1 protein-coding gene is annotated in these 390 nt (G+C 68.4%); it reads left to right on the top strand.

The window, feature by feature from the left end:
* A partial coding sequence (locus tag AB4Z43_RS33535; protein WP_441941014.1) for a glycosyltransferase occupies positions 1-390 on the top strand: 390 nt, incomplete at both ends.

Below are 390 nucleotides of genomic sequence, written 5' to 3'. Positions count from 1 at the left end.
CTGGAGGCCAGCGCCGAACTGCGCGCCCGGATTTCGATCGTCTCGGGCGTTTCCGACCCCGATCTCGCCAACCTGTATCGCGGCTCGGCCTTCACCCTCTATCCCAGCACCTATGAGGGCTGGGGCCTGCCGGTCACGGAATCCTTCTGCTACGGCAAGGCGGCCCTGCTGTCGGACGCCTCCTCCCTGCCCGAGGCCGGGGGCGAGTTCGCCGTCTATTTCCGCWCCGGCGATCAAGCCGACTTCGTCCAGAAGCTGGACCGGCTGATGTTCGACCTGCCCTATCGACAGGCGCTGGAGGCCCGCATCGCCAGCGACTTCGCCCCTCGCCCCTGGCGCGACCTGGGCGAGGAGATGACCCGCCAGCTCATCGCGTGGTTCCCAGCCGAC

It is taken from the genome of Mesorhizobium sp. 2RAF45 (assembly GCF_052115225.1).
GTDB classification, from domain to species: Bacteria; Pseudomonadota; Alphaproteobacteria; order Rhizobiales; family Rhizobiaceae; genus Mesorhizobium; species Mesorhizobium jarvisii.
This window is presented reverse-complemented; position numbering and strand designations above follow the sequence as displayed.